Below are 23,342 nucleotides of genomic sequence, written 5' to 3'. Positions count from 1 at the left end.
AGAATTTGAGAAATGGACTTAACACCCCCTTGCATAAACAAGGGGGCGCATCGCCATAAGTTTGTTTCTTTATTACCCGGCAATTCGGCTAGCAATGAAGGCAAGATCCTCCATATCGACGGCGCCGTCACCGTTAATGTCTGTCAATTGTGCAAGGGCCCAATCTGGGCTTGTCGCATCTTTTCCATAATGCTTCGCAATATTGGCGAAATCGACGATATTAAACTGCTGGTCGTTATTCGTATCGCCTGTTGCAGCAGTAATCCGGTGCGCTTCAAACTCTGCAATCGCCGCTGCCAGATTCGTCTGAGCAGTCTGAATTTGCGACTGAGTTGCGTCAGTCTCATTAAATACCGACTTGGCTGCATCAATCACAGCAGTCAAGACTGCTTTCAATCCCGACAACTTCGAGCTGAAGAAGGTCCCGATAACCGTCCCTTCAGCAGCCTGATCACGGGTCGACTCTGCTTGCGTGATCAAAGCTCCTAGTGCTGCTTTATTCGAAATGCTCACATCTATCGAGCTCCCGGCTAGCACTGTAATGCCCCCTGCCTCTGAGGAGGCCGTTCCCGCAGATGCAGCGAAGCTGGCATTGCCTGATGAAGCATCCGATTTCACATCGAACTTCAAGGTTAAGAACGGCGCGTTAGCAGGAATTGCACCTGTTCCCGTGCGTGCTGCCAAGATACGCAGCTTGCCCTCTGACTCGTTGTTCGTTGCGATAACGGCTTGCTCTGCGTAATCTTTGTCATAACTATTGTAAGTGAACTTCGTTGGATCGTAAGATACGGTCAGATCGATCCCCGCCGCAGGTACTGTCTTGTCTAAAGCTAATTGAAGATCAAGCGACTGCCCTGTACTGACAGTAGATGTGCTAGCCGTCAATTTGACCGTTGGCACAGCAGGAGCTTCGACTTTGACCAAGCCGACCCAATCCAAATTCATCGCTCCGCTGACTCTCCACATCTTAAGTTCAACTTCACCAGCGGGCAGCGTTGTACCGGTATGGACGGTCATCGCTTTCCAGTACTCCGGTTTAGTACCTTGATCAACCGTTCTTTCTGCTTCCGCCGTGTAATACTGGTTCCCTAGTTTAATGAGTCGGGTAGGAAGCGAGTCTGCAAGTTCCCATGCAACGTATTTGATTGCAAGGTCATAGTTGCCAGCTTCGGGGACGTTTAATTTCCATGTAATATTTTGTCCTAAAGCATTCCATTGGCTGACTCCCTTTCCACCCGACAACCAAGGCCGCGATGAGTACACGTTGAAATTGCCGTCGTTGGTTTCGATAAAGCTCTCGGCTTCCGCGAACACCGTTAATTTATCCTTGAGGACATCATAATTCGCAGTAGCTTCAGTTGGCGTCACCCCGCCAGGCGATACGCTGCGCAGTTTCAAGGCTCCCGTCACGCTAGGTATAAAGAATTTCGCATTCTTCCCAATGAAAGTGAGAGGATTAACTGCACCCAACCCCTCAAAAATCAGGCCCGGCGGCGCTTCAAGAACCTCGTAAAGACCGGCCGAATTCGTGATGGATCCCCAAGCTGCTGTACCACCGTGTCCATCGCCGTACGTGGATAGCGTTACTGATGATGCTACGCCGTTAATCTCAACAGGGTATGCTACCTGCGCCTGCGGTGCAGGAGCCGGAATGTTGCTTAACAGGAGGTGATGCTGACCAGGCTCGACATTCAATGTCAATGTATTGCCGGCCGTATCCCAATGAACGCCTCGTGCATAAACGACATCCGTTACACTTCCGCCCTTCGGCAAGCTGCGGTACTCTTCATCGCGTACAGTCGTAACACCGGACTTATGCAAGCTGACCTGCGAACCTTGTGTTCCTGTAATCGATAGCTCGTCGCCCGAGAGAGCGATCGTTGCCCGCTCTGTGCTGGCAATGCGCGTAATCCCGTTGATCACTAATTGCGTACCGCCGACCAAAAGAATGGAATCCCCCTTGACGGTAGCTGCGATGCCTTCGAATTGAATATCACCGGTGTCTACAACACCGCTTTGCGCTGTTCGAACATAAACATTCGTTCCATCGGTAAAATGCAGCTTCCGGTACGTGCCATGATCCTCGGTGATGATATCCTGAGGGGCGGAGCCCACTTGGTAAGGCACATAGGTGGAAACAATCGTCGCTTCCTCCGTTTTTGGCGTTTTAAATCCGCCATGCAACCTTCTTTTCCCTGAATAGGTTGATCCGCCAGGCAAATATTCAACACCATTGTAATCCAAGAACTGGTTGGTTACGTCGATTTTTGTTAATCCCGGATAGTACAGATTTACTTCTAAAGCAGCCTTATTCTTGATAATCGTCGCGCTGCTGTTCGCTTCGTCTAGGTTTAAGGTGTTTTCGGCATGGAGCCAATATTCGAAGCTGGAGCCTCCCGGCTCACGCGCATTCAGATTATCAACGACGACAAAGGCGCCTGGCTTCACATAAATCACACTGCGCTGAGCCAAATCGATGCCGGTGAAGTCTCCGGTATTGTAAGCAGTAGTGGCGTCACCTACCGCAGCATCGAAATCTTTATTTGTAGCAAAGCCCGTAATTTGACCCGTTGCTTTCATATCGAATATTGGCTGGCCTTTTTTGTTATCATAGGTGATCGCATTATGGGCAAAAGTCTGCTTGGCATATTTTTGGAAATGCTCACTGTTGAAATCATCATAGAATCCGCCGTCAACCGTGAGATCCTCACCGAAGGCTTTGATCATGATGCCGTTCTGATCCGCGTGGCTATGATTGAAGCTTCCAAAAGGACTGGATTTGAAAAAGAACGAAACCCGCTTCGGATCAAGTAAATTGGAGTGCATCGCAACCGTTCCGATATTCTCGAAATACTTGGCTGTCGGCATCTCTACCGGAGGGCGAGCCAGCAAGCTGCTGTCTTCATATAAGTAAGTGATGAAGTTGGCATAATCATATGGGTCTCGCTGTGCGTACCACTGCATCACTTCATTTTGCTGCATTTGCGCATTGCGTGTGATACTCGCAGCAACATAGTTGCGGGAGATAAGGTCGGCTTGGTCTCCGAATGCGCCTGTTTTCTGACCGGGAGGCAACATATACATTGGATACCAGGATTCATTGCGTAAGAATGCTTTCTTATAAAGATTAAAGCCTGTAGCAGTATAAAGTGTATCAATGAACTGCTTGTTGCTCATTGTAGACCATTGCCAGTAGCCTTCACCATTACCCCAACCGCCGTCCTCGCCGCCCCAAGGGGGAGATAAATTAATATAGGCCGGGACAATCAGATTAAACCAATTCTGTGCATCCTCCCTAACGTTTTTCCCATTCACTTTAATGTCGTCGTGCATCAAGGCAGTTGCAATTATGCCCAGGAAGCCAAAGACGGTCCAACCGTGCGAGTCATACGGTGTACTGGAGATTGGTTTACTATCATACAGAACATCTTTTGCTATCGTTGTGGAGCGATTATGCACCATCGTTAATACGGTTTCCCGCTCAGTCGGGCTAAGGAGATCATAAAGCCAGTCATAAGCCATCGCGCCTGTTAATGCGATCTCCCGGTGAGCCTGATCGTCATTTTTATAAGCAGTTAGGCTACTCTCATCCGTACTCCACGAAGAGATATGTAGTAATCGTCTTTTTGCATATTGGCCGTATTTGGGGTCCTGAGTAATTAAGTAAATAAAAGCTGCGTCCAATAAGGGATTTGTTATTGCGGTTACTTGATCGATAATTTTTGGATTTTTAGTCACGGGTTCACCCGGCAGCACCAGCGGGGACTGGGCTTCAGCCTCCACCGCAGCCTTTACTCGCCCCTTTACGGTATCGAATGTTTTCTTGCCGTCACCGTCTTTTCTAGCACGAAATGCTTCCAGCGTAGCAGGAGTCGTGAGGATACGTGGATGTTCGGTCGATACGGCATTAAACATATCTGATGTTGATGGCACTGGGAACGGGACGTTATCCGCATCAATGCGGAATTTTAATACTTCGCTCCACGCTGACCACCCTGCCGGTTTATGAAACCTGACTCTCCAGAAGTAGGACTGTCCGCCTGCAAACGTATGCGAGAAATTATAGAAGTTGGTAGTAATACCATTTTTCTGATAAGCAATAGAATGAAAGGAGCTGTCTCCTGAAACTTGTAATTCGTAAGAATCAGCACCCGGAATGAAGGGCCATGCGAAATCTGGCGGATTTTGGGTCGTTACAAGATGATTAATAGGTTGAAATTTCCTAGAAACTCCCGGATCCTGCCCAATTGGCCACTCTAAAGCACCAGTAGTTGGGGGAGTAGGTGTTGGTGTAAGAGTTGGAGTTGGGGTTGGTCCAGTAGTTGAATCGGTTGCTGTAAGTGAAGCCGCGTCGAAATAAACATCGGCAGTCCCAATACCTGGCGTAGACAATTCCACTTGTACATCCGTCGTACCAATGGGAGGTACAGCCGACAGGGTCAAAGTTTCATAGCTTCCAGTGAGTAATGTTTGCGCTTCCACAAATTGTTGGCCAGAAGATCCAATGAAGTGCAGAATCAAATTCGCGTTGCCAGTTAATGCATTAGCTTTAACAGTTGCCTTGTACTCCTTGTCAGCAACGACTGGAATAGCTGGGCTTTTCACACTATACGCGTCCGTTGTAGAGTTGTCGATCATATGCACAGACCGGAAACCATGTGCAGCATAAGTCGCAGAGTTAACGGACACGATACTGGAGGTTAGTCCGTGGTCGATCGCTGTCCATCCCGTCGGCCTCGAACTAGAGGTAGCCTCAAAACTCGAGTTAGGGAGCAGCTCATTGCTCTTAAGAGATACATCGTCGAAATAAACGGTGCCGTTAGCGACGGTGCTCGGAATAACCAGACGAATAAGTAAACTTACCGTACCAGAAGGCGGTGTGTCACTCAGCTCCACCGTCTGCCAGCCTGCAGATACCGATTTATATTCTGATACTTTAGTTGTACTTGCATTACTAGCATCAAAATATCGGACCTGCATCACAGCTTGCCCTACTTCGACTTTTACTTTGACACTAGCCTGGTAGGTAGTCCCAGGTGAGTAAGGAATCCTTTGGCTTTCCATAACTGCCGCTGCACTAGACGTGGTGTCCGTGACCTTCATACTTCTGGCCCCTTCCACAACAGGGTCGGTGACCCATTCGTAGGAAAGTCCCGTATTTACGGCTGGTGTCCAACTTACAGGCACGCCACCTGTCGCCTGTTCGAAACCAGGGTTCACAACTAACTCGGGCCCTAGAACTGAACTGCTAGCCGCACTAGCGAATTGAAAGGTGAACAAGTTTAGAATCAGACTGAACCCCATCACAAATACAATCGTTGCAGAAATTTTGCGTTGCCACATACGGTTTCTCAAATTATACGCCTCCTGTTGTTCAAACTAGTCGTACTAAATTGATGTATATCTAAACATTTCCTCGAATAATACGAAATGACTGTCGAGAATTTCATCCTCTGTTAATTTAATACCAGGAGCATCCAGCCCCATATTGGACTCAAATGTGAAACTTATTCCGCCGCATACATGGTGAATCGCCGACGTCAAATTAAACGCTCGATAAGGATAAGTCCCCTCATCAGTTAGAATCAGATTCAATTTCGAATAGGGAAGATTTTGCTTTAAAAAGGCGCCTGCAATCTGTTCGTTGAACGCCTGCTGCCTTTGCATAATGCCCAGTGGTACATATGAAGTTGGCAAGAGATGATTTTCATAATTGGATCCCCCATGCAGTAATACCGTAAAATCAGGAGCTTCTCTGTCTACTACTCCAAGCAAAGAACTAGTCTCGCGCGCCATCGGAACAAAGAAGTTATCGTGCATGATATTAACACCATCATCGTTAAAGTAGCTGCCTAAGAAATCGGAAGCTTCCTTAATGGGATGCACAGCCTTGCAGTCCGGCCACTTGCACAGCGAACCGTCTTTCCATGTACCTTGCATATAGTAAACAGTCTTGTCGAAAGATACATTGATCAACGTATCTACAGGCAATCGGGCTCGGCCATCCGGATTCATACAAGGAATAAGAAGCAGTCTGAATCGATGGGCATTTTCAAATAAATAATCATGCCTTTTCCCCCGGTAATCCTCCCCTGTTTCGAGCAGTTGAATGAGATTCATCACGGCAACAATGCCCTCCAACTCCCCCCCATGGATACCGCCAATAATGAGAAGAACCGGCTTGCTGTCCTCAGGCTTATTCGCGTAATGTGTAGGGTCCTTAGCACCGCAAGCAGAATTATAATTCGCTCGCCGACCGAAATCTTCTTTCACTCCGTATTCCACCATATAAATGTCTCTTTGACCTGCTGATGATGTAAGTACACTTACTTTCCCCTTACGTACCGTCAACATGGCTTCCTCTATTTCCAATAATCTGCTCTTCCAAAACGATTCCAATTTCATTTTCCCCCTAGAGCTTATTAAATTTGCCTCTCAACACCAAGATTGTAACCGCTTTATTTTCAAGGCAAAGAAGTGGAGCTGCCGTTTCTGTGAAATACAACATAGCAGCCCCACCACACTCTTTACTTTTTACTTGCGATATACGCATCCAACTGCGCTTGGAACTCTGCTTGAACCTTTTCAATGCCAGCTTGCTTCTGCTTTTCGAGCACCTGAGGAATGCCAACTTCCGCTTTGATCAAACCATGAACGATCGGCAGCAAATAGGTCTGTTGGACATTATCAAGTGCCGCCAGCTCATTCTTAATCTTGGAATCATCCAGTATAAACGTTTCAAGCGGGCTGTGGACAATATTCGTTGCTTTCCATCTGCTGTAAGTAGCCGTAATCAAATCACCGACTACTCCTTCCATTTGTAAGGAAAGTGGTGTTCTCCATCCCCAAGGACTAGCACCTTCAGGCGGATAACCGGCAGTTGCGGCTAGCGTTTTGAACTTCTTGTCGCCTACTGGTTCCCAATGCTTTCCTTTAATCCCATAGAAAGTTAAATTATATAAATCCTTGTCGTACCGGAGGAGATCCAGGGCCATCAAAGCTCGCTCCGCATTCTTCGATGTTGCATGAATCCCAATTCCATTACTAGTCAGTTGCGTTTGGTACTGTTTCGCCGTTGGATTAACGTCAACTAATTCAGGCTTCCACTCTGGATTCGTTTTTAGAATGCTATCCATGGAGGCAGCCATCGTTGATATATTACCAAAATCAGCTGCCGTTTTTCCTTCTTTAAATGCTTTTCTCCAATCCGTCTTAGACACAATTGCATCCTTCGTCCAAACACCTGCTTGAGCCATGTCATAAAACATCTTATATTTTTCAAGCGTTTTCGGGTTTTCCAAATAGTTTGTAAGCTTCGGATTTGGGTTTTTCAAGTCATAAACCAAAGTCACACTACCATGGACGAGGCGCATTTCCATATCAGAGAAAAATACAGGAATCCCAGTAGAACTTAATTTGGCAGGAGGACCGCTGAAGCCAAGCATGCCCTTTTCATTCTTAGCAATTGTAGTCAAGAAGTTGGCCAAATCAGCTTGTGTTTTCACTTCCGGCAGTTTATATTTCTCTCTCAAGTCCCCACGGATCAAACCTATATTAAAACTACTTTCGAAAGTATCATTCGGCACCATATAGATTTTGCCATTAATCTTGGCTTGATCCCAGCCAACCTTATCTTGTTTTTCCCACGTATTTGGCGCATATTTCTTAAGCATATCTTCGGTTAATTGAAGGAAGCCGTCTTTACGAGCTGTTGCATTGTAAAATGCCCAATCTCCGGTAAAGATCATGTCAAAATCCTCATTAGCAGCAAATAATAGCGGATATTTCTGATTGTATTCATTGAAATCTAGATACCTGAGCTCTAATTCGGCATTGATTTTTTGCTTAAGGATTTTATTGACTTCCGCGTAGACTTCATCCGTATCTGGCGGTTTGGTACCCACCAAAACCATTTTCAGCTTAACCGGTGTTGAAGTATCTATTTTCGTTGCTGATGCGCTTTCAGATGGCTTTGCGGACACGTTCGGCGATGTTTGACCGCCAGTATCTCCACCACAGGCACTTACAAACATGCTCAGCATGAGGGCCGGCACGATGCCCTTCCAAACTTTTTTGTAGTTACTTTTCATTGTCATCATTCCTTTCATGCTCTACCCCCTATGAAATCTCATGCTATGATAAACCGGAGTGTTCCGGGATTATCCTTTTACTGCACCAATGGTAAGCCCTTTGACAAAATAGCGTTGAATAAATGGATAAAGCAGTACGATCGGCCCCGTAACTACAATAGTCAGAGCCATTTTAAGCCCTTCGCCTGGTAAATCCGGTACGTTCATTCCGCTTTTCTCCGCAACGATTTTGAGCGCATCTACACTGCCAATAACTCGATATAAGTAATATTGAAGCGTGTAGAGCTTGTGATTATTAATGAAAAGTAAAGAGTGGAACCAATCATTCCAATATCCAAGTGCTACAAACAATCCAATGGTAGCAAGCGCAGGCTTGCATAGAGGCAAGATAAGCCTGATGAAGATCGTAAAATCTCCTGCACCATCTATCTTGGCTGATTCCGTAATGGCTGCTGGAATGCTCCTCATAAAACTTTTCATAACCAAAATATAGAACACGTTAATTAATGGAAGCAACAACAATACTAGGTACGTATCGTTTAATTTCAAGTAATTGACGACCAGGATATAGAGAGGAACTAGGCCTCCGCTAAATAAGGTAGTGAAATAGTAGAAGAATGAAAATGTATTTCTCCATTTAAAATCAGTTCGTTGCAGCACGTAACTGCTCATGGATACAAGAAATAACGAAATCGTTGTACCAATAATCGTCAAGGATGTTGTTAGTGCATACGCACGAAGAATCTCTTGAGGAACCGTGAAGATAAACCGATAAGCCTCGAAGGACAAGCTAGAAGGAATTAATTTATAACCTTCCAATATAATTTCTCTTTCATCTGTGACAGATCCACTTAAGATTAGTAAAAAGGGTAAGATACAGAGTAGTGCTACGAATGATACCCAACCATAAGCGATAACATTCAGGACGAATTGGTCCATCTGGATCTTCGGGGGCGCTGTCTTCGTTAAGACCGCGATTTCTGTTCGGGTATTGGCTGCCGATTTCATTCAGGTGCAGACTCCTTTCCGGATTTAGAACAAAGCCGAGTCTTTATCCGCTTTGCGAACGACTCCGTTAACTAGGAGAATAGTGATAAAACAAAGAATGGATTGGAAAAGCCCAATAGCCGCTGACATCCCAATTTCATTGTTTTGTACCAAAGATCGGTATACATACGTATCAATGACGTCCGTATTACCAAACAAGAGTCCGTTATTACCGATCATGTTAAAGAAAAGTCCGAAATCGCCTCGGAAAATGTGGCCCACCGACAAGAGCGTCAGAATGATCATCGTCGGTTTCAAACACGGAATCGTGATATGCCATATCTTCTGGAACACATTGGCCCCATCGGTCTCAGCCGCCTCATACATCTCCTGATCAATACTCATAATTGCGGCTAAATAGAAGACAACACCGTAACCAACAGCTTTCCATGTTGAGAAGAATACGAGGAGGTATGGCCATATGCCTGTTGTGCTGTAGAAGTTGACAGGATCCATACCGAAATTACGGAATATTGTGTTGATTGTACCATGTTCAAAATTCAACAAATTGTAAGCGATTGAGCCTACTACCACCCAGGAAATGAAGTACGGAAGGAACATGACAGATTGGCTAACTTTCTTAAACCATTTGCTGCGAACTTCTGAAAGTAAGATTGCGATTCCTACCTGCAGCACCAAATTAATGAAGATAAAGAACACATTATAAAGTACGGTATTGCGCGTCACTCTCCAGGCATCTCCAGAGATAAAAAAGAACTTAAAATTATCAAGTCCGCTCCAATCGCTTCCCAGAATTCCTTTACCGTATGAATAATGTTTGAATGCGAGCACCAGGCCAAACATCGGCACGTATTGGAATAACGCCACAAACAATAAGGAAGGGACCAGCATAAACAGCATGGTTCTGTAACTGATTAAATCGCGAATGAACGGTGTTTTCATTTTACTCTCCTCCTTTATGTTCACCGGTCTATGTAGCTTATTATAATGGAACCGCTATCATTTGGGTCCCCACCAATCTTTCGAATTCATGTCCAGAATTAAGATTCCGGGCAAAACAAAAAAGAGATCAGCACGAATGGCTGATCTCTCATTCACAATATGAGCTCATACTCCCCTTGGCTTGAAAAATAAACTCAGCAGTTTTCTGCACACTTATAGAGTCTCCTGCTCTGTGCATATACTTTTTTTCAAGTCGTGATCCTCTCAAACTATGCTTTGTGACGAAAGATCCTATGGAATTGGTAACTCACAGGAACTACTCACCCTCCACCAACCGCCCATCCCGAAACCTCACAACCCTCTTCGCCTGCTCCGCAACCTGCCGATCATGCGTAATCACAATGATTGTCCTGCCTTGCTCATTCAACCGCCAGAAAATATCCATTATCTCCGCGCCTGTCTTCGAATCAAGCGCCCCTGTAGGCTCATCCGCCAAAATAATCGGCGGATCGCCCGCCAACGTACGCGCAATCGCAACACGCTGCTGTTGACCGCCGGAAAGCTCCGACGGAAAGTGTTTCTTACGGTCAAGTAAATCCACCGCTTCCAGCGCTTGTATAACCAGCGGCTCCCGCTGTTTTCTTGATAATCCACGATAAATCAGCGGCAACTCCACATTCTCATATGCACTCAACCTCGGCAGCAGGTTAAAACTCTGAAAAACAAACCCAATCTTCTGATTCCTAATCTCAGCCAACTGCGAATCCTTCATAGCATGAATCTGCTTCCCATCAAGCGCATAGACTCCTTCGTCCGACAAATCCAAACACCCGATGATATTCATCATGGTGGACTTGCCGGAGCCCGACGGCCCCATGATAGCTACGTACTCGCCTTGCACGATGTCTAACGTAATATCATCTAGCGCGCGAATCGTTTCGCCGCCCATATAGTAAAATTTACTTACATGCTCAATTTGAATTAAGGCTGTCATTATCTTCGCCCCCCATTATTTGAAGCCAAATAAATGAAGAATACGATTCAATTCAATGTGTACTAATTCAAATGAGTTCAATTCTTTTACCGCTTCGCTTTATAAAACTCATGATACAACTTCATCAACGCCCGCTTCTCAATACGCGACACGTACGAACGCGAAATGCCCAGCTCCTTTGCTATCTCCCGCTGCGTCCGTTCTTCGCCACCTAGCTCCAACCCGAACCTTCCGACTACGACTTCCTTCTCACGGTCGTCCAATATCTCCAGATTCCGATAGATTTTGCTCTTCTCGATTTTCAACTGCACCGCATCCACCACATCGTCCGCCTCGCTGCCGAGTATGTCGATGAGCGTAATTTCATTCCCCTCTTTATCCGTTCCGATCGGGTCATGCAAGGATACGTCTTTACGTGTTTTCTTCAATGAGCGCAGATGCATCAGGATCTCATTTTCAATACAACGTGCCGCAAAAGTCGCCAGCTTTGTCCCTTTGTTAGGGGAGAAAGACTCGATTGCTTTGATCAGTCCGATCGTCCCGATGGAGATCAAATCTTCCAAATCTTCTCCGGTATTGTCGAATTTTTTCACTATATGGGCAACTAACCTTAAATTATGCTCAATCAATTTGTTTCTGGAGTGATCATTACCTTCTGCCATAAGCCTCAGATGTAATTCTTCTTCTGCCTCGGTTAGAGGTTGTGGAAACGCATTATTTTTGACATAGGATACAAGTAAGGTTAGCTGCTTGATTAATACGGCTATTGCGCTAAACAATCCAGGCATTCCAGCCACCCCCTTCGATGTTAGCGGATCTCAGCTGTTCGGAAGTCTCCGCTTTGAGCTTAGTATTAGTGTATGTGGGTGGTAGCCTAGAAGTGCCTGTACCTCATAACTTACATGAAGAAGTCATTTTGAACTAGTTCATATAAATTCACTTCCTTGGTTCTGGTTACACTTAGATAGGAAAGTAACTGTAGTCTCCTCTGATTGAACTCATACATCGACTGCTCCTTTGAGATCTCTATCAAAAAAAACTTTACGTTAACATCCTTAAATTTTCGATATTTATTCACTTCAGACATACAGATATACCCTCTGGCTGCAAGTTCCTCTACCCTAGAGATATCTATAACAACCACGTCAAACAGTTCATTGATTCCAAAAATGCTTAGGAAATGTTGAACTAAAACGGCCGGCTTCGCCTCTAGGAGAGAGATTGTCCCATAATCGGACACAACCTTTTTCTCATTTAGAAGTATTCTAGAAGAACAAGCAAGCTTGCGAAGTTTTTGCCACTCTATAGACAATAATTCATGCTTTCTATGGTACTCCTGCCAAACAGCCAATTGATCTTGAATATTCATATCAGCCCACCATATATCTCCATTAAATTGAAATTTCAATTTATGATTAGGGCTAAAACGAACAAACTGCTCTTTCCGTATCATATTACTATTCAATAATATAGAAAGCTGGTTTTCATCTAATTTTTCAATACATATCGAACAAGCATGCACTAAGATACCAAGATCATAAAACATCTCCTTCAGTACATCCTTGTCCCAATTGTATTCTTTATTAGAAACAAACTTGCTAACAACACCTATCTCTTTCCATTGAATACGTAATTCTTCCGTATTCATTTGAAACAAACGAACATTTTCCTTAATGCTATTGGTAATAAATTCGTACTGCTTCATTTTCGTGTATTTCCCTTGTTCAATAAAATGGTTGAGATGAAATATTGTCATGTGAATACGCTACTCCCACTCAACTATCTTTTTCGGGCTATACACATTTGCACGTTTCAACTTAAATTTTCTATGCAGCATTACACCAATATTCGTACCATTGTTGGGTTGCTCTGCAAGTAAGCTCTCTAAGTGACCAATCGTAGTAATCTGAACCTCATCACCTAAATAGTGGACTCGAACCTCATCAATCAGCCATTCAACGATTTTCCTTTTATCATCAAAGGATAACTCTGAGCCTCCACTTTCTATAAACTTTTGAATGCGCTCAGTGGCTAAAAGAATCTTCTCAGCATTCAAATTCCCCTCTTCAAAAGCTCCAAGTTGCAATAAATAATTATCTAGAGTCTGTTGCAACTCCAACTTAGAAACATTGATTAAAGCAATCTCTTCAGCCATTTGTTCCTCATCGATCACATCGCGTCTAAACATTATTTTTATTTTTTCAATTTCTTTCCCCTTTTCATTAAGCTGATTCTTTATCAACTCACTTGCTTGCCTGACTTCACTAATAATTGAATCCGACATAACCTCTAATTGAGCTATGTATTCATTGGGATCAGATATCACTGACATAATAAGATCCCAAATGTAATCATCAAGTAAATCTGCACGTAATGTTTGTGCTGGGCATCGTTCAATACCTTCTCCATATCGTCTTGGGTTTTTATTGGGGCACCGATAACAGGTATATCTGACACTTTCACGACTTTGCAACTGATTACCAGTGTAGGTCGTACAATTCCAAGTTCGTCCACAATGCGAGCATTTAATTAATGATTTGAGGAGATACTCATATTTTGTGTTTCCAGAACCTGTACTGTTTTTAATCTTCTGCTCTCTTGCTAATTCAAAAAGTGCCGTATCAATGATAGGTTCAATTTCAACCAGGATCCAATCACTCTTATCACGAAATTCATACGTTTTTTTGGGTGCTCCGCCTTTGGTTTTCTCACCCTTCACCTTTTTAAATTTTCGACGATTGTAATAATATTTACCGATGTAAACCTCTGAATTTAGAATCCGCACAATAGAAGAAGCTCCCCAGTGTTCGCTTTCTTTTCTTTTAGGGGATATCCCTAATTCAAAAAGCTTTCCTCCAATTTCACGTAAGGTTAGATGGTCGAAGATATACCATTGGTAAATATTCCGAACTACCTCAGCTTCTTTGTCGTTAATTACAAGCGTTTGATTTTCGAAATTGTACCCAAACGGCGCAACACGCATTGGCATAATTTTCTTATCACGTTCAACTGCCTTTAGCCTGCCGCGCACAGTTCTTTTCTTAATAAGTGCTAGCTCGTACTGAGCAATAACACTCATTAAGTTAAAAAAAAGTTGGCCTTCTGGTGTTGAAGAATATTCGGTATCGACGAAAATCAACGCGACTCCCTTTGACTCAAACTCTCTGCAAATAAATAGCTTATCTGTGAGGTCACGAGAAAGCCTGTCTGGATGAGTAACAAAGACATGAGTGATCAATCCAGCCGCTATATCCTGCCGAAGACGGTTAAGTTGCGGTCGTTCAATGTCCTCTCCGCTTGCTCCTTCCTCGCGGTACACGATCACATCATTTATGGAGTGGCCGAGATCAGATATCCTTTTTAAGCAAAGCTCAGTTTGCGCGTCTAGGCTTGTACCATCTACCGCTTGGCTGCCTGTCGAGACACGCGGGTATATCGCTATAGCCATTTTCTTCTTCCTTTCTTAGCTGCATGTACTTGTGCTCTGTGATCCTTCAGTTCTTGAAAACGAGTATAGTATTGGTGTAGATACTCTTCAGGAAGTACTTTAGGAGTAGGCAGTAAATAGCAACATATCAACTCCGAATTAGGATTAATTATGTAAATGCAATCAAGGCAATCTGGAGCGTAATAAACGGTTACCTCATTACAAATCGATCCTAATTTCAAACTAAACCATTGCTTTTTTAGAGCTATACTACTTGAGTAGAATCTCCCTTCAAAATCAATGCCATTGTTAGTTAGCAATGCATAACCTTCCTCAAAATCAAACATGCAAACACCTACATTCCAAGTAATAGAACATTTGTTCCCATTACTGTTATGCCCGAAAAAAAGAAAAATAAACCGACTTCATTCAGTCGGTTTGGATAGTAGCCTTTTAATAATCAACTCAATAACTCTTTTCTTGGCTGCTATAGCAGCTTCACTCTTTGTTGTCATGAGCGATTGAATTTGCATCGTTCTCTTTAGATTCATTGTCGGAGTGTTCTTCACGCTCCTCCTCTTCTCTAATCCATTTCTCTAATAGTTCTAATGTTCGTTTGCGATTTTCTTCCAAACAAAAAAACCTCCTTATACAAAGAGGTTTTCCAATGCTCACCAGAAAGGTGGTCTGTTCTTATATCTGAGCAGGAGCAAATTAAGAAATAAATTCAACTGGATATTTTAAAATATTATTAGACAGTGGATGTTTCCATAAAAATGTGGGATTGACGCGCTCATGGACTACAGTTTTCATATATCCACTCGAAATACAATTATAACCTAATAATTTCTCAATCTCATACAAATACCGAGCATTTAATTCTAAATCGTATGCTTCAATAATTACTAAACCGTATTGATTCTCTATCCTTAGTTTAATTTGAGCATTTAAATCTACCGAGTAAAGAATAATCGCTTTTACATCATGACTATTGAAATCCAACTGATATAAAGTATTAAGAAATTCTTCTCTTGTCATTGGTGAAGGATCAAGTAATTCGAATTGTAAAGTATCCCAATCACGTTTAACAGTATCATGCATAATCCATTTACATGGAATTCTACTTAGTAATGAAACCGATGCAAATAAGATCAATGGATACTTTTCAGTCAAGAAAGTGGTATTTTTGTGATTCATTCTATTTTTATACTCAATAAGACTACAATCTCTTGAACCTTTTAATTGATAATAACCTGAAAATTTCCCCATCATTTCTGTACTTATACCGAATTCATCCATAAATCTGCGTTTTGAAATACCTAAAATTTCTTCAAACATAATAATAATTCTTCTGAGTTCCAGTGGTAATGAGATTAAAATAAAGCCTAATCTGTTTAAATTACCCCGTAACATTAATAATTCAGGCCAGGCAATTGAAAGCCTTCCAGCAGAATCAACCTTTTCGTAGAAGAGATCGCTAATTGTGTTTTTATCTTTTAAAAAATTATCAATTATTTTCAAACGAGTATATATAGCCTCTATATCTAAATGAAATTTAGACAATTCACATCACCTTTCTTAATAATACCTCATAATTACTCCAGTCCTTCTCTGTTCTGAAAATAGAACAGAGAAACCCATTCAAAAATTCAGGGTATCCTTTTAATAATAAAAGACTAATAATTCAAAATTGCATCAATCATCTTAAACAAAAAATAGCTCCTAAAACACTCCGTTAATTTTACGGAAAAGTTTTAGCAGCCATTTTACGCACTCACTCATTTTAAAAATTAAACTAGTTCATCAAGTCTTTTTAATATCATCCCCCCTTCCGCTTTCGACAGAAAGCGATTTTAATTCCATTAAACAAAATTATTGGCCACTTTATGTAATTTTATTACAATAAATGTAAATAATTTAAGTTGATGGAATTTCCAGTGATGAGTGCGTTCTTTTAAACATAGTTCTTAAAATTCTGATATTCATATATACAGTCATCAGGGAATGAAGCACAAAAAGCCCTGATGCACCGGACATTGTAAAAGGACATACTCATCCCTTACCATAAATTCCGCCGCATAGGGCATTTGACTTGCGCAATGGGTGCTACTTACATCGCACCGAAAATTTCTAATTTTATTATATCCATTAATAACCAATATGTGAAGTCCTAATTCTATTAAACTACTAAAATCAATGAGTATATTAATAGACTTATGTGTCAAAAATTTAATTAGAGGTGATCATATGCTTAGTCAATTGAAATGTTTCTCCCCAGAACAACAGGATTTTAAAAGTTATCTTAATGCGCTCGGACTTGTAAAACAGTCTAAAACTCTAAGTGCAGTTAAGGAATTTAAAATGTCAGCATTTGATTATTTACTATACAATTCATCCTCTTCCAATTTTAAAGTCATTGATTTTTTGAAATTAACTTTGGAGAAACTTAACCAAGATTATGCACTTAAACAAATTAGTAAAAGAGAACTAGCAGACACAACCAACGGCTTAAAGAAGTACTTTCAATTTTTAACCTTAAATGGTCTGGTTTCTGATGATTGGAACCAACTTTTCCAGAGTGCTAAACAAAGGAAACCTAGACTTACTGAACCAAAGGAAAGAGAAAAGAAAGTCTTTTACATTAACGGCAGGAAGCAAAAAGACTATGTTCAGAATCAGTATTTCCGTGATTATATCGAGAGGTTGAAAAAGCGCAATGCCTCCTGTATCGAGGAACATTACAGCACCATCGCATATTTCTTAAGATTCCTTAAAAGTAATGGAATAACTTCTTTCGAATCACTCCCCAGAGAATATATCAAGAATTACGAAAAGCATCTCGAAGGTCGATATCTGCTAAAAGAAATCAAGAAGAAAACAGCTTATGATAAGTTATTAAAACTTAAACACTTTATCAACTATCTATATTCAAACAATTTGATTAGTTATAAATATGACATCCCTCTTAAGTTCAAAGGTAACCCAATAACTCGAGACAATGAATATGTTTCAAATGAAGACCGACTCCGTTTCATCGAAGGGATAGTTAACAATAAACTCCGACATTTTCAAAGGGATCTTGCAACCACTCTCATTTTTGTAGATATAGGATGTCGACCTATCGAAGTCTGCAATATAAGGATTTCAGATGTCAATATTACAGAATCAACTCTAACATTATATTGCCATAAGTCAGGTCAACGGGTCCTAAAAGTCGATAAATTTGTAATGAAACACATCTCAATATATCTGGAATATAGAAAAAAACTTCCCGCCGAGACGGACCACCTATTTCTTTTGGAAACTGGTGATCCAATGAATACTAAGGCTATCGGAGGTATGATTAACATATACAATAAACTAACATTTGGCGAATCTCGCTTCTCTGCAAAATCATTAAGACATACGTTTATCACAAATGCTCTGAATGACCGCAATGATATCAATCAGGTTTCACTATCAGCCGGACACAAACATTTAGTTTCAACGTTACATTATTTCTATCGAAGTATCGAAACATTGCTTGAAAATACCCTACCTTATAATCCAGTCGAAGGGATCGATCAAATAAAATGAATCTCAACAATGCGTCTAAATATAATTATCAAGAAATGTGTGATGAACTGAATGTACCTTATGATGCTTTCATTGCTTTCATCCAGTCTGGCGGCACGCAAGGGAGTAGTTCAAAAAATGAACCTTCCGTATTATTTGTACTAGACCAATATATGGATCACTTGAAAAAACGTCTAGAATTGGATCAAATTGCGCAAACCACCTTCGTAACCTACACTAATTTTTTAAAACGATTAAAAAAATTCTTATTGGCACACCATTCTGAAATAACTATAAATCAATTAAACCAAGAAATGTTTCTAGATTTTCTTCTCACAGAGAAATCAGAAAAAATTGAAACATTAGCAATCCGTACCACAAATACTTATAAAGCAATAATCCGAGAGTTCCTTGATTTCTGCTATTACTCAGACTTTACAGATAAGCAATATAAAAAAAGATTTTCATTCCAATCTGTAGATCTTAGGCCTCGTTATTTTAAAGATAATGAAGTGTTTGATTTCCTGAAAGAAGCACTTCAACGTACCCACGGTTACCGGTATCATGCGCTCTTTAGTTTTTTGCTTGGTTCTGGATGCAGAGTAAGTGAAGTTTCCAAACTTCGTGTTTGTGATTTTGATATCGAGAATGGTGTTATCCGAATTTATAAAGGTAAAGGAAACAAAGATCGAAATATACCAATTTTTCCAGAGGTAAAGAAAATAGTTCTGGACTACCTTAACCTTACCGGAGTAAGTGAGTGGAATCGAAATTTAAAAGGATACTTATTTAGTAGAGATTTCGGAACAACGAGGGAAAAACCCATTTCTGTTCGCAGCATTGACAATATGGTATCAGTGATTTGCAAAAAACTGCAGTTTACAGAACAATATACTGCTCACTCATTTCGCCACACATTTGCTGTTCGTTGTTTACTCGAAGGCATGGATACTGTTTATTTAAGCCAAGTTTTGGGACATAAATCACCTGAAACCACCTACATCTATATCCAACTTTTCCCCCGAGATCTTCAAAAGCATATTACTGAAAAGTATCCATTTGCTTTTGAGAAACTATTATTCAGTGCATTTGGCATCGATGAGGAATCTTTGAATGAATAATCTAGTAAAAGACATTCAATTGTTTATCCTAACTAGTAATATATCTGGAAATAGAAAAGCTATACACCACAAAAATTTATTAGATTTTGCACAATTCTTATCTACTCTTAAAGTAGTCCCACTAGAGGAAGTCCATCTTGAGAAGATCTTTACACTTTCCAACCACATAACTGGTAAAGTACTTAAACATAACCCGATAAACTCCGAAGTACTCAACCACTATTTACAAAGTAAAAACGGATTTTCATATAATCAATTATTATTACTGAAAAGCTCCCTTGGAGCCTTCTTTAAGTTCCTTGAGAGGGAGTACCAGTTTCCAAGTCCAGTTAGACAAATCGAATTCAGCTTTGAGGAACTCAAACCTGTTAAGCGTCCCCTGAAAACCCTAACACGGCATGATGTTTTGAGATTCTTTCATACCTTAGTAAGTAAGTCTGAAGATTATTATCGAGATCTGACTTTGTTCTGTCTCATTTTTACTACAGGTTGCAGAATCTCAGAGATATTGAGTCTTCGTATGTTTCAAATCGATTTCACCCATGGATTTATTAATCTTGGAAAGACCAAATCCGGAAAAAGCCAAACTGTAGTAATAAAACATGGTATGGAAAAAGGATTAGAGTTTTACTGTAAACAGTTTAAACTCACATCAAGTGATCATTTATTCCAAAATAAAAAAGGGCCTATAAATTACGAGACGGTCAGAGGTTTGTTTAAAAATTACTTGAGTTTAGCTAATATTCCAGAAAACCACCTTCATATAACTAGGCACACTTTTGCAACTCATTTGTTTGAGAATGGTAGCGATATATCAATTATTCAGCAACTGTTACGACATAAAGATAAACATACGACAGTTGGATATGTCCATTCGAATTACGTCAGAAACTATGGTTTAAAAGTAAATAATAATAAACTTCTCTATGAGAAGTTAGTTAGTGAGCTATCTCTTTAAAATCTTATTTAAGATAATATTTCCCTGGAGCACTCACTGATGTGGTTGCTTTCTTAATTTCCTAACCGTGAGTTTAATACGCGGCGCCACCAGTTTATGCTATATCTTATGGGGGCTTCAATAGGATCAGATCTTAAGAGTTATGACACCACTCGGACAGCAACGTAGAAACCAGGTATCAGATGGTGTCATAACTTAGTGTCATATTCAAAGGTAGGATATGCTAGTGTATCGGGCTTAGGTCAGGACTTGGGGTTACAAATCGAGCAACTGAAGGCGGCCGACATAGAACCCATATATATGCTGATAATCATGAACATAAACGCTTCCTGGCTCTATTCTCATGCGTACTGAATGAACCCTGATGAGCTAAAACAATTATCTAGGTCATCAGAGTATGACGATGATCAAGGTACTTCTTATAAAGGCTGTATGAATTCAAATACTGGATATGGGGCTACTAGAAAAACGACAATGAACAACAATTAGAGATAGCATTGTGATGAAGATTTAGTTTGTATTATCAGATTAATATGAACTACTACAAGTAAGTAATTATCAGACGAGTTGTTAGTGTATATTTACACGATTCATCCGATAATATTATTTATAAGATGAGATATTCAAATAAAAAATGAGCCTCTCGGCTCACCTTAATATCAGTTTCTAATGATGGCAAGGAAAACTGATGACATACCGTCATTTGGAATCTATATTTTAGATACTTCCTTAAATATACATGCATTTATCGTTTCCGAAATAGCTTCACTAAGAGCAATATTCCCCCTATTGTAAGAAGAGGCAGCCATATTTGAGAGATAATAATTAATGTAGTTAATACTAAAAATACAAGTAATAAAAAAACTTGACCTAGACAGTTCCAACTCTGAAGTCCAGACATACCAAATTTCATCCTTTGTCTCATGAAATAGCCATTTTATCTTTTACGTAGCATGTTTTTGTTTCCAACAATCTCGTACATATCGATAGAGTTTGCGCCTTTTCTGATTAAATATTTAGCGAGTTCAATACAATAGCCATTCTCAGCCTCCCAATACATTGTCCCTCTCATGATATCTCGTTTCTTAACACTTTTTTCTAACTCAATTATTCCGTCTTTAAGGGGTTTATCCTTAAAATACTCTTCTATTAAATCTTTTGAAGACTTGATGTTAAATACATCCATACATTATTACCCCCTATCCTTTTAAACAGTTATTTTATCTGGCATCATTAAAATATTCTTCTTTTATATCCAGTAAATACGACAACAACACAACACACCTTAAACTATTTAACTCTGTGTCATACTCACTCACAAGTCCATGAACGACTTGATGCCTATTTAAGGGTGCGAAGTCAACGTCTTGAAGTCTTATCTTTTCTAGGTTGTTCGTACCTTCGGCAAATGACGTAAGTGCGTCCAGCGGATAAAGATACATACTTCTTGACATTTCATTTTCTTCTAGGTTTTTGACCATTTTCTTAGTCTTGGGTTCACCTGTCCCTCTTTCAACTGAGTAGATACTCACATTAAATAACTCATGACCAATCCCATCAGCAAGAGTTAGCATCGTTGGTACTGAAAGCGCGAAGCATTCATTTCTATGGGCAAAAAACACTTGATTGATAACATTCGATCTGTGGGGAAAGTGTTCGAGGAGTCTGAACTCTGTCTCATTGACAATCCTACGTGCATAATCAGACATAACATTATCAATTTCTAATTCATCACATTCCTGCAATTCAATTAACTCATTCAATGTTAAGTCATTAATTATATACCAACTTCTCCGATTGAGTTTTTGATGAATCTTTACATACTCTTTAGGGAATCTCTCTTGAAAAAAGAATACCGCTTCTCGTATGTTTTTTTGAAACTCTTCCATCACAACACCAATTCCAGCCACAGCTGCTTGAACACCCTGATAAAAATTCATAGCTCCTCCATTTATCTAACGAATTTTTGCCTGCTCCATGATAGACTGAGGGGCTTAGGCATTCTATGTCAGCACCGCTACCACATTCAGCGTACATTTCCAATGGGAATTCATCTCTGTCCTTGTTAGGTTTTGTAGGAACTCCCTTCAATGAATCCTTACGGTTCTTTACGATCTATATTACAGACAGGATTCTTACCATGTTCCTCAGCTGCTTTGATGTGTTCTGCCGTTTCTGGGAATTGATTATAAGCGAGAGGACAATTACTACTAGCTTCTTTTTCATTCTATATCCACTTCAAGCTCAAATTGTCCTACTTCTGGCATGACAATCTGAACATTTATTTTTGTTCCGTCTTCTAATTCCAGAATTAACTCTTCTTTGAACTCAGACATTGAAGCAGCAACTATTCTTTTGTTAAGTATCTTATTCTTAAACAAAACAAGTGTCTCCCTTAAAAGTCAGTTTTTATTGCATTTCATTATAACTTGCGATGTTCATAACCACTCCCGCTTAATGTGGTTTTATTCAATTCGTCAATAAACCCATTGTATTCTTCAATTCTTCTGGGAACTACATTTTCTAAATGCTTTAAAATTTCATTATACTTCTTCTCATCTTTCTCTGTGTTTAATTTCAGAATATCCAACATTCCACTCACTGAACTTTTTAATTTGATTGTTTCTTCCACATTACTACCCAAATCATAAACCAAGCCTTCAAAAACAACACTGTCATCATAATCTCTGTTTTCCAATACTTCACTGATCTCTTTGTATTTTTTTTCTGTTTTTTTATAACTCTTTAATATTTTATTGAATTGTTGCATGTTAATTGATGGCATTTGAAGGTCATCTCCTTTATTTTCTCCCACTTAAAACTAGTATTTTATCTGCTTACATCTTCAGTTTGCTGCTATTTGTCTTTTCGATACTTTTAGGTAAGAGCATAATTATTAGGATCGCACTTACAAAATCAAGCGCAGCTACGACAATAAAATTAATCGGTAGATGGTACATAGCTGTTAAAGTAATTGTAACGATACATACGAATATTCTACCGATGACCGTCGATTTAGCAAATTGTATATTATTTTCCAAACCTGAACGAACGTAATAGAAACCAATACATAAAAGGAGCATACCAAACAATTGAAGCCATACTGTTGCATCATCTTTAAACTGTAACATTGGTTGCACTAACTTGGGTGTAAAAAGAAGGGAACCCCCTAGAATAGTAATGTAGATTCCATAATAAAACATTAACTTTGAAACCTTATACATTAAGATCGCCACCTAACATTTTT

The 23,342-nt window shown here is 40.4% G+C and carries 20 protein-coding genes; 3 read left to right on the top strand and 17 right to left on the bottom strand.

Annotated elements, in window-relative coordinates; translation table 11 throughout:
• Positions 1–72: 72 nt before the first annotated feature.
• From ACSQ8P_RS10110 to ACSQ8P_RS10055, 12 genes are all read right to left on the bottom strand, one after another.
• Complete coding sequence (locus tag ACSQ8P_RS10110) at positions 73–5,355, bottom strand: DUF4962 domain-containing protein (protein WP_436235050.1); 5,283 nt, start codon at positions 5,353–5,355, stop codon at positions 73–75.
• Between the two features lie 33 nt (positions 5,356–5,388).
• Positions 5,389–6,399, bottom strand: a complete 1,011-nt coding sequence (locus ACSQ8P_RS10105; protein ID WP_436235049.1) for a M14 family zinc carboxypeptidase — start codon at positions 6,397–6,399, stop codon at positions 5,389–5,391.
• Between the two features lie 128 nt (positions 6,400–6,527).
• Complete coding sequence (locus ACSQ8P_RS10100) at positions 6,528–8,108, bottom strand: ABC transporter substrate-binding protein (protein ID WP_436235048.1); 1,581 nt, start codon at positions 8,106–8,108, stop codon at positions 6,528–6,530.
• A gap of 51 nt (positions 8,109–8,159) precedes the next feature.
• Positions 8,160–9,098: a carbohydrate ABC transporter permease gene (locus ACSQ8P_RS10095; protein WP_436235047.1), complete on the bottom strand. Its 939-nt coding sequence runs from the start codon at positions 9,096–9,098 to the stop codon at positions 8,160–8,162.
• A gap of 24 nt (positions 9,099–9,122) precedes the next feature.
• The gene (locus ACSQ8P_RS10090; RefSeq protein WP_436235046.1) at positions 9,123–10,040 is read right to left on the bottom strand and encodes an ABC transporter permease; all 918 of its coding nucleotides are present in this window, start codon (positions 10,038–10,040) and stop codon (positions 9,123–9,125) included.
• 316 nt (positions 10,041–10,356) lie between these two features.
• Positions 10,357–11,034 carry an ABC transporter ATP-binding protein gene (locus tag ACSQ8P_RS10085; protein WP_436235045.1) on the bottom strand — a complete coding sequence of 226 codons (678 nt, stop codon included), beginning with the start codon at positions 11,032–11,034 and terminating at the stop codon, positions 10,357–10,359.
• A gap of 86 nt (positions 11,035–11,120) precedes the next feature.
• A complete protein-coding gene (sigK, locus tag ACSQ8P_RS10080; RefSeq protein WP_028555640.1) occupies positions 11,121–11,822 on the bottom strand; it encodes an RNA polymerase sporulation sigma factor SigK in 702 nt (233 codons plus the stop codon).
• A 110-nt stretch (positions 11,823–11,932) separates the two neighbouring features.
• Positions 11,933–12,790, bottom strand: coding sequence for a hypothetical protein (locus ACSQ8P_RS10075; RefSeq protein WP_436235044.1), 858 nt, complete (start codon positions 12,788–12,790; stop codon positions 11,933–11,935).
• A 9-nt stretch (positions 12,791–12,799) separates the two neighbouring features.
• Positions 12,800–14,482, bottom strand: coding sequence for a recombinase family protein (locus ACSQ8P_RS10070; RefSeq protein WP_436235043.1), 1,683 nt, complete (start codon positions 14,480–14,482; stop codon positions 12,800–12,802).
• Positions 14,473–14,808, bottom strand: a complete 336-nt coding sequence (locus ACSQ8P_RS10065) for a hypothetical protein (protein WP_436235042.1) — start codon at positions 14,806–14,808, stop codon at positions 14,473–14,475. The genes ACSQ8P_RS10070 and ACSQ8P_RS10065 overlap by 10 nt, the downstream gene beginning before the upstream one ends.
• A 151-nt stretch (positions 14,809–14,959) precedes the next feature.
• Entirely contained in the window at positions 14,960–15,094 is a 135-nt protein-coding gene (locus ACSQ8P_RS10060; protein ID WP_436235041.1) for a hypothetical protein, read from the bottom strand.
• An 81-nt stretch (positions 15,095–15,175) separates the two neighbouring features.
• Entirely contained in the window at positions 15,176–16,024 is an 849-nt protein-coding gene (locus ACSQ8P_RS10055; RefSeq protein WP_436235040.1) for a hypothetical protein, read from the bottom strand.
• A 684-nt stretch (positions 16,025–16,708) separates the two neighbouring features.
• Here ACSQ8P_RS10055 and ACSQ8P_RS10050 point away from each other — a divergent pair.
• The 3 genes from ACSQ8P_RS10050 to ACSQ8P_RS10040 are packed head-to-tail and all read left to right on the top strand — an operon-like array spanning position 16,709 to position 20,095.
• Positions 16,709–18,037: a tyrosine-type recombinase/integrase gene (locus ACSQ8P_RS10050; protein ID WP_436235039.1), complete on the top strand. Its 1,329-nt coding sequence runs from the start codon at positions 16,709–16,711 to the stop codon at positions 18,035–18,037.
• Positions 18,034–19,137: a tyrosine-type recombinase/integrase gene (locus ACSQ8P_RS10045; protein ID WP_436235038.1), complete on the top strand. Its 1,104-nt coding sequence runs from the start codon at positions 18,034–18,036 to the stop codon at positions 19,135–19,137. The genes ACSQ8P_RS10050 and ACSQ8P_RS10045 overlap by 4 nt, the downstream gene beginning before the upstream one ends.
• Complete coding sequence (locus ACSQ8P_RS10040; RefSeq protein WP_436235037.1) at positions 19,130–20,095, top strand: tyrosine-type recombinase/integrase; 966 nt, start codon at positions 19,130–19,132, stop codon at positions 20,093–20,095. The genes ACSQ8P_RS10045 and ACSQ8P_RS10040 overlap by 8 nt, the downstream gene beginning before the upstream one ends.
• Before the next feature lie 937 nt (positions 20,096–21,032).
• Here the strand turns inward: ACSQ8P_RS10040 and ACSQ8P_RS10035 are convergent.
• From ACSQ8P_RS10035 to ACSQ8P_RS10015, 5 genes are all read right to left on the bottom strand, one after another.
• On the bottom strand, positions 21,033–21,281 hold the full coding sequence (locus ACSQ8P_RS10035; protein WP_436235036.1) for a hypothetical protein: 249 nt from the start codon (positions 21,279–21,281) through the stop codon (positions 21,033–21,035).
• Positions 21,282–21,315: 34 nt separating this feature from the next.
• Entirely contained in the window at positions 21,316–22,035 is a 720-nt protein-coding gene (locus ACSQ8P_RS10030) for a hypothetical protein (RefSeq protein WP_436235035.1), read from the bottom strand.
• A gap of 282 nt (positions 22,036–22,317) precedes the next feature.
• On the bottom strand, positions 22,318–22,476 hold the full coding sequence (locus tag ACSQ8P_RS10025; protein WP_436235034.1) for a hypothetical protein: 159 nt from the start codon (positions 22,474–22,476) through the stop codon (positions 22,318–22,320).
• A gap of 41 nt (positions 22,477–22,517) precedes the next feature.
• Positions 22,518–22,910: a hypothetical protein gene (locus ACSQ8P_RS10020; protein WP_436235033.1), complete on the bottom strand. Its 393-nt coding sequence runs from the start codon at positions 22,908–22,910 to the stop codon at positions 22,518–22,520.
• Between the two features lie 22 nt (positions 22,911–22,932).
• Positions 22,933–23,319, bottom strand: a complete 387-nt coding sequence (locus ACSQ8P_RS10015; protein ID WP_436235032.1) for a hypothetical protein — start codon at positions 23,317–23,319, stop codon at positions 22,933–22,935.
• Between the last annotated feature and the right edge of the window lie 23 nt (positions 23,320–23,342).

It is taken from the genome of Paenibacillus sp. LjRoot153, from assembly GCF_964253085.1.
In the GTDB taxonomy this organism is placed as follows: Bacteria; Bacillota; Bacilli; order Paenibacillales; family NBRC-103111; genus Paenibacillus_E.
Note: the sequence above shows the minus strand (reverse complement) of the source record. Positions and strands in the feature narration are given on the sequence as shown.

Coding starts and splice junctions, on each gene's coding strand:
- ACSQ8P_RS10100 (WP_436235048.1), bottom strand. CDS start 8,108: ATGAAAGGAATGATGACAATGAAAAGTAACTACAAAAAAGTTTGGAAG.
- ACSQ8P_RS10095 (WP_436235047.1), bottom strand. CDS start 9,098: ATGAAATCGGCAGCCAATACCCGAACAGAAATCGCGGTCTTAACGAAG.
- ACSQ8P_RS10090 (WP_436235046.1), bottom strand. CDS start 10,040: ATGAAAACACCGTTCATTCGCGATTTAATCAGTTACAGAACCATGCTG.
- ACSQ8P_RS10085 (WP_436235045.1), bottom strand. CDS start 11,034: ATGACAGCCTTAATTCAAATTGAGCATGTAAGTAAATTTTACTATATG.
- sigK (WP_028555640.1), bottom strand. CDS start 11,822: ATGCCTGGATTGTTTAGCGCAATAGCCGTATTAATCAAGCAGCTAACC.
- ACSQ8P_RS10075 (WP_436235044.1), bottom strand. CDS start 12,790: ATGACAATATTTCATCTCAACCATTTTATTGAACAAGGGAAATACACG.
- ACSQ8P_RS10070 (WP_436235043.1), bottom strand. CDS start 14,482: ATGGCTATAGCGATATACCCGCGTGTCTCGACAGGCAGCCAAGCGGTA.
- ACSQ8P_RS10065 (WP_436235042.1), bottom strand. CDS start 14,808: ATGTTTGATTTTGAGGAAGGTTATGCATTGCTAACTAACAATGGCATT.
- ACSQ8P_RS10050 (WP_436235039.1), top strand. CDS start 16,709: ATGCTTAGTCAATTGAAATGTTTCTCCCCAGAACAACAGGATTTTAAA.
- ACSQ8P_RS10045 (WP_436235038.1), top strand. CDS start 18,034: ATGAATCTCAACAATGCGTCTAAATATAATTATCAAGAAATGTGTGAT.
- ACSQ8P_RS10040 (WP_436235037.1), top strand. CDS start 19,130: ATGAATAATCTAGTAAAAGACATTCAATTGTTTATCCTAACTAGTAAT.
- ACSQ8P_RS10035 (WP_436235036.1), bottom strand. CDS start 21,281: ATGGATGTATTTAACATCAAGTCTTCAAAAGATTTAATAGAAGAGTAT.
- ACSQ8P_RS10030 (WP_436235035.1), bottom strand. CDS start 22,035: ATGAATTTTTATCAGGGTGTTCAAGCAGCTGTGGCTGGAATTGGTGTT.
- ACSQ8P_RS10015 (WP_436235032.1), bottom strand. CDS start 23,319: ATGTATAAGGTTTCAAAGTTAATGTTTTATTATGGAATCTACATTACT.